The organism is Phormidium sp. FACHB-1136 (assembly GCF_014697375.1).
Lineage (GTDB): Bacteria > Cyanobacteriota > Cyanobacteriia > Phormidesmidales > Phormidesmidaceae > Nodosilinea.
In genome coordinates this window covers 47,767-56,082 of record NZ_JACJRS010000032.1, presented here as the reverse complement: position 1 = coordinate 56,082, position 8,316 = coordinate 47,767, and the positions used below count along the sequence as shown (strand labels likewise).

General features: G+C 49.8%; 9 protein-coding genes. All 9 read right to left on the bottom strand.

The features are described 5' to 3' along the window. Nucleotides 1-744 precede the first annotated feature (744 nt). The 9 genes from H6G62_RS11785 to uvrA all read right to left on the bottom strand — a co-directional run bounded on the left by H6G62_RS11785 (nt 745) and on the right by uvrA (nt 8,209). Nucleotides 745-954 (bottom strand): hypothetical protein, encoded by a 210-nt coding sequence (locus tag H6G62_RS11785; protein ID WP_199324919.1) that lies wholly within the window; start codon nt 952-954, stop codon nt 745-747. 17 nt (nt 955-971) lie between these two features. Further along, nucleotides 972-1,163, bottom strand: coding sequence for a DUF5615 family PIN-like protein (locus tag H6G62_RS27355; protein WP_347239342.1), 192 nt, complete (start codon nt 1,161-1,163; stop codon nt 972-974). A gap of 156 nt (nt 1,164-1,319) precedes the next feature. Beyond that, on the bottom strand, nt 1,320-1,703 hold the full coding sequence (locus tag H6G62_RS11775; protein ID WP_190495286.1) for a DUF433 domain-containing protein: 384 nt from the start codon (nt 1,701-1,703) through the stop codon (nt 1,320-1,322). A 93-nt stretch (nt 1,704-1,796) separates the two neighbouring features. Continuing rightward, on the bottom strand, nt 1,797-2,258 hold the full coding sequence (locus H6G62_RS27830) for a hypothetical protein (protein WP_242051948.1): 462 nt from the start codon (nt 2,256-2,258) through the stop codon (nt 1,797-1,799). Further along, nucleotides 2,255-2,656 carry a hypothetical protein gene (locus H6G62_RS27825; protein WP_242051947.1) on the bottom strand — a complete coding sequence of 134 codons (402 nt, stop codon included), beginning with the start codon at nt 2,654-2,656 and terminating at the stop codon, nt 2,255-2,257. The genes H6G62_RS27830 and H6G62_RS27825 overlap by 4 nt, the downstream gene beginning before the upstream one ends. Further along, a complete protein-coding gene (locus tag H6G62_RS11755; protein WP_190495284.1) occupies nt 2,649-2,927 on the bottom strand; it encodes a hypothetical protein in 279 nt (92 codons plus the stop codon). The genes H6G62_RS27825 and H6G62_RS11755 overlap by 8 nt, the downstream gene beginning before the upstream one ends. A gap of 219 nt (nt 2,928-3,146) precedes the next feature. Then, a complete protein-coding gene (locus tag H6G62_RS11750) occupies nt 3,147-3,800 on the bottom strand; it encodes a hypothetical protein (protein ID WP_190495283.1) in 654 nt (217 codons plus the stop codon). A 69-nt stretch (nt 3,801-3,869) separates the two neighbouring features. Further along, nucleotides 3,870-4,634, bottom strand: coding sequence for a hypothetical protein (locus tag H6G62_RS11745; RefSeq protein ID WP_190495281.1), 765 nt, complete (start codon nt 4,632-4,634; stop codon nt 3,870-3,872). 386 nt (nt 4,635-5,020) lie between these two features. Then, nucleotides 5,021-8,209 carry an excinuclease ABC subunit UvrA gene (gene uvrA, locus H6G62_RS11740; RefSeq protein WP_242051946.1) on the bottom strand — a complete coding sequence of 1,063 codons (3,189 nt, stop codon included), beginning with the start codon at nt 8,207-8,209 and terminating at the stop codon, nt 5,021-5,023. Between the last annotated feature and the right edge of the window lie 107 nt (nt 8,210-8,316).

The window sequence follows — 8,316 nt, the reverse complement described above, 5'->3', positions numbered from 1 at the left end:
AGGAATAATGTCATTGAGATATTTTAAGGTTTTATTTTTGTTGAGCAATTCCTGCTGGCGTTCCTCAAAGTCCCAGAATCCTTTTTGTCCCATAGTCCTGATGAGAAGTGAGTAATTTATACTGTCTATGATCTCATCTTTTCGTGTCTATCGACTATCTCTTTAAGAATCAAAATACTAATGATCAAATATTGGACTATTAGCAAATATTTCAGGAGTCTAGATTTCGGCGTGAGTCTCATTGTGAGACAGTGTCTTCAGTATTTTTCGAGGTGCCCTAAGGTTTTATTTTTGTTGAGCAATTCCTGCTGGCGTTCCTCAAAGTCCCAGAATCCTTTTTGTCCCATAGTCCTGATGAGAAATGAGTGATTTATATTATCTATGATCTCATCTTTTTGTGTCTATCGACTATCTCTTTAAGAATCCAAATACTAATGGGCACCTCGAAAAAACCAGATTTCCCTAGGAGTGACAACGTGATTCAAAGGTTTCCAGCTTCTCGAAAGCTGCCAAATGGTAATTAATCGAGGTGCCCTAATGATCAAATATTGGACTATTAGCAAATATTTCAGGAATCTAGATTTCGACATGAGTCTCATTGTGAGACAGTGTCTTCAGTATTTTTCGAGGTGCCCGATGAATTATTTTTGGAGGGGGCTTAACTAGCTATATATTTACTTCTGTAGGGCATTAATTATCATTCTGACTATATTGACATACAGCTCAGTCTAGCAAATAACACCCTTACCCCAATACCGGATGCTGCTCTAGTACTTTGGCCAAATACTTGCCCGTGTAGGAACCCGCCACCTGGGCCACCGCTTCTGGGGTGCCTTGGGCGATCAGTTCGCCGCCTCGGTCGCTGCCCTCTGGGCCGAGGTCGATGATCCAATCGGCGCAGCGAATTACGTCGAGGTTGTGTTTGCCCACGCAGACAGCATTACGCCTCCCCATTGAGACACCTTTTCGACTCAGGATCGCCATCGATTTAACCAGCCAACTTGCCCCAGCCAAGTATCCGCCGTCGTCTCCTGCAACAGGCGATCCAGGGCATGGATCAAATTGGTCAAACTCCAGCTACTCTGGGCTGCCAGGATAATGCCACTGTGTTCGGGATATTGCACCACCAACGCTAGAAAATCTTTCACGTTAAAGGTAAAAATACATCAGCCCTGGGCTGTTGCTTGCAGAAGCTGAGCTTTATCGCTGACATCCTCTGGCATCTAGGGGTTGGGGTTCGGGTCACATCATGGCCACGGGCCAACAAGGCTGAATGCAAGGCTTTGATGGACGTATCTGCATCCAGGTGCAGTTTTAGGCTAGGCATGGGATGCCTCGATGGCGGCCTCTAGGGCCATCGCACCCTCTATTTCGGCTTGGTTTGCCGCATAGAAGGCGAGGGCACCATCAATTTGAGGGATACTCAGATTGTATTCCTCAGCCAGTTGTTCCTTGGTGAAACCCCACTGGTGGAAGGCGATGGCGATGGTTTGTATCCGAATGCCCGTACCCGATACCACGGGCACGGGTTGGCCGCTGGCTCCCTGGCGATAGGCCACGTTGGGAAAGGCCGGATCGGTGGCCTGATGAAAGAATTTTGCCAAAAGCTGAAGGGTCATGGCTTCAACCGATAGCCCGTGTTGCGCGGCTTCTTTCGCTAAGCGTTGCTCTAATTCGGGGGGAAGATCGAGGGTTAAGGTCATCGTTCTACCGGGCTACCTAGCCTCCATAGTAGCGCTCCTACCCTGCCGGATGCCGCTCTAGCACCTTGGCCAAATACTTGCCTGTAGCCGCAACTATTCTGCGAGTGGCAACAAATCGTTGGGTTCTGGCTCAACATCAGCGACCTTGGCCAATACGGCCTCATAGCTAGAGCGACTGCCTTGGCTGGCACGGTCTTTTAGATAGCCTTCGGTGGTTAAGGCCGAGATTTTCTCAGCAACCGCCAGCGTGATGAACTGATCCAACAAAACCCCATCTTGATCAGCTAGCTTTTGCAGACTTTGAGAGAGTGTTTCGTAGTAGGTGTTCCACTCAAAGAAGTCTATCGTGTCTTCTAGTTCACCTGCTTGAAAGCGTTGGTAGAAATCCTCAGATGACATCTGATAATGGTCTTCAAACTGCTTCAATCGAAGCTTCAAATCCTGGACTTGTCCTGAAACTGAAGCTTTCTGAAGTTCATGGTCTAGGGATTGCCGTTCTTCGTCAGACAGCGAAAGAATGACCTGCGCTAAGGATTCCACTAGTTTTTGATTCATAGAATATCTCCAACACACAGCATTAGGCTATCTATTGCCTCTAACGCCTGCATCAAGGTAGCACCCGCCCCAAAGTTGTTGTAGGGGGTCGGCAAATCGTAGGTTTTGAAGGGTTCTAGGGGCGAAATATCTTCGGCTGCTTCTAGATCCTCTGCGAGAATCCGAATCAGTTTCAGTTTCTCGATAACCGAGAGTTTACGAACGGATGGAAGAACTTCAGACAGTGTCATATTAGAGTCTCCAAGCTTAAAATCTTGTGCTTTGAGGGCTTTGATGTTGGGGTGGAATCGGGGAGTTTGCTCTAGCTGCTGCAAACATCGAGCAATTTTCTTGGCTAGGGCTTTGTCTGCATTGGCATAGGTTTTTGCGGCATCTGGGTGGAGGAGAACGTCATACATCGGAGCGAATGGTTCTCCATGAGGTGTAATGCGCTTTAGGAGTCGCTTGGTTTTGCTTAATGCGTTCTAACAGCCCAGGAATGGCCAAAAGTTCTTGGGTGGCGGCTTCACTTTCTGCGTTTGCTAGGTAAGCGGCAAAATCAGCCAGTACTTGTAGGCGTTCTGGGGAAAGTTGTTTGAGGGAATCATTAAGCTGGCGTTGTAATTCTGCTACGGATACTACAACTCCTGACTCCATATCTTCGACTGGGAAATTATCGGTAGAGTTCATGACTTTGCCTGCTTAGCGACTTCAAAAATAAAGGATTCTAAAGACGATCACACAAAACCTTCATCAGTTTCAACTTCTGAAGGTATAGCCCTAGCAGGTCTTTACCTGGCTGACAGTGTAGTGCAGATTTAACAAGTAAACTTGATCAAAAGTAGAGAATTTCCATGTACTGCCATGAGAGTTTAGAGCACTAAAGCATTTGCTTAACTTTAAGATGAATCAGTCAGAAAAATAAAAAATTTCTCTATAAACAATCAACACTTCATGATCCTGGGGCAGAATTTTAGTTGATATTTGATCAAGTATTGTATTAGCCATATTTGATGCTGTTTTACAGGCCCATTTAGCAGCTTTTGCAGTACTGATTAACAATGTTATTGACTCAATACTGGTGTACTGCTGCACAATCCCTTTACTTCGGAGTTTCCTTGCTAGTCTTCGCCCCAAGAACCTAGATTCCTGATTATCACTAGCCTCTATTAGATCTTCTGGCTTTAGATGAACCAAGCAATCACGTAATCTAAATAGATCTGCAAAATCCTGATAAGGATTTTGCCCTTTATCAAATTGGCTTTCTAGTGCCTGACTTGCTAAAAAAAACTTATTCTGTGTACTTTTGTAGCCATCATTTTCTTCTATTGCATTAATTAACAGATCGAGCGATGATTCGTTGACTCCAGACTCCTTTACATTTTTGGCGATAGCAAGTAATTCATTGATAAATGCCTCTAGGGTAAAGGCTGAAAAAACAATAGCGACTATTGCATCATGTTGACGCTGGATTTCAAAGCCTTCACTAGCCTTACGATATCCATTTTTGGCAATTTCAAAAAAATGATTGGAATCTATAATGAAGCCTTGAGGAGAATTCATTGATTAAATCTCTATGTTTTTTGTGATCAATGATAGGGCAAAAAGCACCTGTAAATTATCTATTTAAAATCACGCACCAGCTTCTCTTGCCCATTTTCTGACTTTCTCCATCATTTTCGGCTCATTGATAACATCAAACTTACACCAAGGCTCTGGCCCATCGAAACCAATGATTATATTTCTCTGAACGCTGTAGTCACCTTCAGTCAGGCTACCAAAAAAGTATGCGGCAATATCTAGCTCTTGCTCTAGAGTTTGATTATCCATATGCCTTAGAATCTCACGAGCCAAGGCTACAGTTTTACCAGAAAACAACTTTCCTTCATCAAATTTTCCTCTAAAAATCAATAACTTGTACATCTTGCGAGATACATCATAGGTTGTTGCCATTTGATCTAGATTTAAAGCTCCATAATCGATTATTTTAAAGAATCTATACCCACTATCAATAGCCATGTCATAGTCAAATCCCATGGCACATTCAATCATGTTCATATAAAAAAAGGGATTGTTTGCGTATTTTCTTTCAACACTTTTTATAGAAGAAAAGGCTTGCTTAAAGTATTGAGAAGCACTTTTGGGTGAAGACTGATACGTCTGCATTCCTTTGTTATATAAGCTTACAGCATGTCTTAATGCCTCATCTCTAAATATTGCAGTGTTCCAATCAGCTTGATTGCTTATCATAGATAACGAGCTTGGTGCTTGAGAAGAATAAGGTTCGGGCGGAGAATCTAGTTTCTCCGAACCAATATTGTTAGAGTTATCTTTGCTAAGGGCAATTAAAAACAATATAAAACTCACGAAAATAAGGATTAAAAGCAAGGCACCCATGGTACTCTCCCTAACTATTTTCTAGGTGTTTCTAGCATGTTTAATGAACTTTGCGGTTTCACCAACCTGGTTATCTAATACAAGTCCCAAAAGCATTGAAAATACGTCGTCTTAGAATTGAAGCCCATAGTCCCTAAGTCGGAGCCAGAAGACTTGACTGAATGGGCTCTTGGGCTAACGTCCCTCACAAGAAATCAGGAGTTTCCGGAGATATTGCAGGCAATCAGTTCATCAGTTCGCCAACTAATTAAGCGATAGATTCATCAGATAACCACCGCGATGACTAATATTGTCCATCGAACTTGCAAGATGACACCTAGATCTTAAGAAATTAATCATCATTCCTGCCGTATCGGGAAACAAGCCCAACCTAGCAAATAACGCCCCTACCCCGCCGGATGCTGCTCTAGCACCTTGGCCAAATACTTGCCCGTATAGGAACCCGCCACCTGGGCCACCGTTTCCGGGGTGCCTTGGGCGATCAGTTCGCCGCCTCGGTCGCCGCCCTCTGGGCCGAGGTCGATGATCCAGTCGGCGCAGCGGATTACGTCGAGGTTGTGTTCAATCATCAGCACCGAGTTGCCCTTGTCTACCAGACGTTGCACCACGTCGAGGAGTTTGTGGACATCGTAGAAGGAGAGTCCGGTGGTGGGTTCGTCGATTAAATACAGGGTTTTTCCGGTGGAGCGGCGAGCCAGTTCGGAGGCGAGTTTCATCCGTTGGGCTTCGCCGCCGGAGAGGGTGGGGGCGGTTTGGCCGAGGCGAATGTAGCCCAGGCCCACGTCTACCATCGTTTGCAGGCGGCTGGCGGCCTGGGGGATGTTTTCAAAAAACACCAGGGCTTCTTCGGCGGTCATGTTCAGCACGTCGGAGATGTTTTTGCCCTTGTAGGTCACTTGCAGGGTTTCGCGGTTGTAGCGGGCACCTTTGCACACCTCGCATTGCACATAGACATCGGGCAGGAAGTTCATTTCAATCACGTTCACGCCCTGGCCGCCGCAGGCTTCGCAGCGTCCGCCCTTGACGTTGAAGGAAAACTGCCCCGCCTTGTAGCCCCTGGCCTTAGCCTCGATGGTTTCGGTGAACAGGTTGCGAATCACGTCGAACACGCCCGTGTAGGTGGCGGGGTTGGAGCGAGGGGTGCGGCCAATGGGAGATTGGTCGATGACGATCACCTTATCCAGCGCCTTGAGGCCGTCCAGCTTTTCGAGGTCTTTGGGGAAGGGGACTTTGCTGCCGAAGTGGTGTTGCAGGCCGGGGTAGAGCAGCTCGTTGATCAGGGTGGATTTGCCGGAGCCGGATACCCCGGTAATGCAAACCAGTTTGCCCAGGGGAATGTCTACGTCTAGATTTTTCAGGTTGTTGCGGTGGGCATTTTTGAGGGTCAAGGCCCGCCCGTTGCCCGGTCGCCGTTCTGCCGGGGTGGGGATGCTGCGTCGCCCAGAGAGGTAGGCTCCGGTGAGGGAATCCTGGGCCGTCATCAGCGCCTTCAGGTCGCCCTCGGCTACGATGGAACCACCGTGGATGCCCGCCCCAGGGCCAATATCCACCAGGTGATCGGCGGCGCGGATGGTGTCTTCGTCGTGCTCCACCACGATCAGGGTGTTGCCCAGGTCGCGCAGGCGGGTGAGGGTGTTGAGCAGACGGTCGTTGTCGCGCTGGTGTAGGCCGATGCTGGGTTCATCGAGGACGTAGAGCACCCCCGTTAGGCCAGAGCCGATCTGGGTGGCCAGCCGAATGCGCTGGGCTTCACCGCCAGAGAGGGTCATGGCGGTGCGGTGCAGGGTGAGGTAGTCTAGGCCCACATCCATCATGAATTGCAGACGGGCGCGGATTTCCCGCAGCACCAGTGCCCCAATTTGCAGTTGGCGGGCCGAGAGTTTTGGAGAATCACCCTCTTCGCCTACCAGAGTACGGATGCGTTTTAGGCATTCCCGAATCGAGACATTGGTGAGGTCGCTGATGGAATGGGGGCCGATGCGAACGGCGTTGGATTCGGGCTTGAGGCGGGTGCCGTGGCAAACTTCGCAGGTTTGATCGACCAGGTACTTCTCTAGCTTTTGCTTGTAGAGTTCCGAGGTGGTTTCCTTGTATTGCCGATCTAGGATGGGCAATACGCCCTCGTACTGGCGATAGTAGCCCTTGCGATCCCGGTAGCGGGAATCGGACTCAATATAAATCTTCTCTTCACTGCCGTGGAGGACGATGTGCTGTTGTTCGGGGGTGAGGCTGTCCCAGCGGGCTTGGATTTCAAAGCCAAAGGCTTGGCCAACGCTGTAGAGCAGCGAGAAATAGTAGGTGTTGTCCTTTTCCGACCAGGGAGCGATGGCGGCGTAGACGGGCAGGGTGGGATCGGGCACCACCAAATCCGCCGAAAACGTCCGCAGACTGCCCAACCCGTGGCAGTGGGGACAGGCTCCGTAGGGGGAGTTGAAGGAAAACAGTCGCGGCGACAATTCCTCCATCACCGCCCCATGTTCGGGACAGGCGAAGTTTTCAGAAAAGACCAGTTCCTTCGGCAGGGTGTCGGCCAACGCGGAACCATAGCTGCCCCCGGCTTCTGCTGCCTGGGGTGTCCGATCCGGCAGACGATCCGACAGGGACACCACATTATCCTTAGCGACCGCTTCTCCGGTGCCCGATTCCTGATTCTTCTCCGCCAGGATGTCAATCACCGCGATCCCCTCCGACCGCTTTAGGCAGGTGGCCAGGGAATCCGCCAGTCGCTCTTGCAGACCGTCTTTCTTCACCAGACGATCCACGACCACTTCGATGTGATGGCTGTGGTTTTTGTCGAGTTCGATGTTGTCGGTGAGTTCGCGAATTTCCCCGTTCACCCGCACCCGCACAAAGCCTTCGGAAGCGAGGCTGGAGATCAGTTTTTTGTGGGTGCCCTTTTTGCCTCGGACAACGGGGGCGAGTACCTGAAACCGAGTCCGATCCGGCAGGGCCATTACCCGGTCGATCATTTGATCGATGGTCTGGGGCGAAATGCTGCGGTCGCAGTGGGGACAGTGGGGTTCCCCGGCTCGTCCGTAGAGCAGCCGCAGGTAGTCGTAGATTTCCGTCACCGTGCCCACCGTGGAGCGGGGGTTGTGGGAGGTGGATTTTTGGTCGATGGAAATAGCAGGACTCAGCCCCTCGATGGCGTCCACATCGGGCTTGTCTACCTGGCCGAGGAACTGCCGCGCATAGGCGCTGAGGGATTCCACATAGCGGCGCTGGCCCTCGGCAAAAATCGTATCAAACGCAAGGGAAGACTTGCCGGAACCGGATACCCCCGTGAACACCACCAGCTTGTTGCGGGGAATCTCTAAATCCAGATTTTTGAGGTTGTGCTGCCGTGCGCCCCGAATGCGAATCACGTTGTCATTCAGCGCCGCATGGTGGTGAGCCAGCCCCGTGTGGCCAAGGTCAATGCCGGAGTCCTGGGGCGCGTCCTGATGGTCAGCGGAGGGCTTACCGTTAGTCGCCTTTTCCCCGGTGGCCTTGCCCTTGCTTGTCTTGCCAGTGGTGGACGCTCGCCCGTTGCGAGATGTGGCGGATTTCTTGTCGGCAGCGTCCGATTTCGGCATGTTTGGGGGCTTCGTGACAATGCTTTACCAATTTAACATTTATACATACAGGTTTAGGGTACAACTCCGGTAGGGCTCCCTTGTCAAGCCGATGACTGCTCAATCAA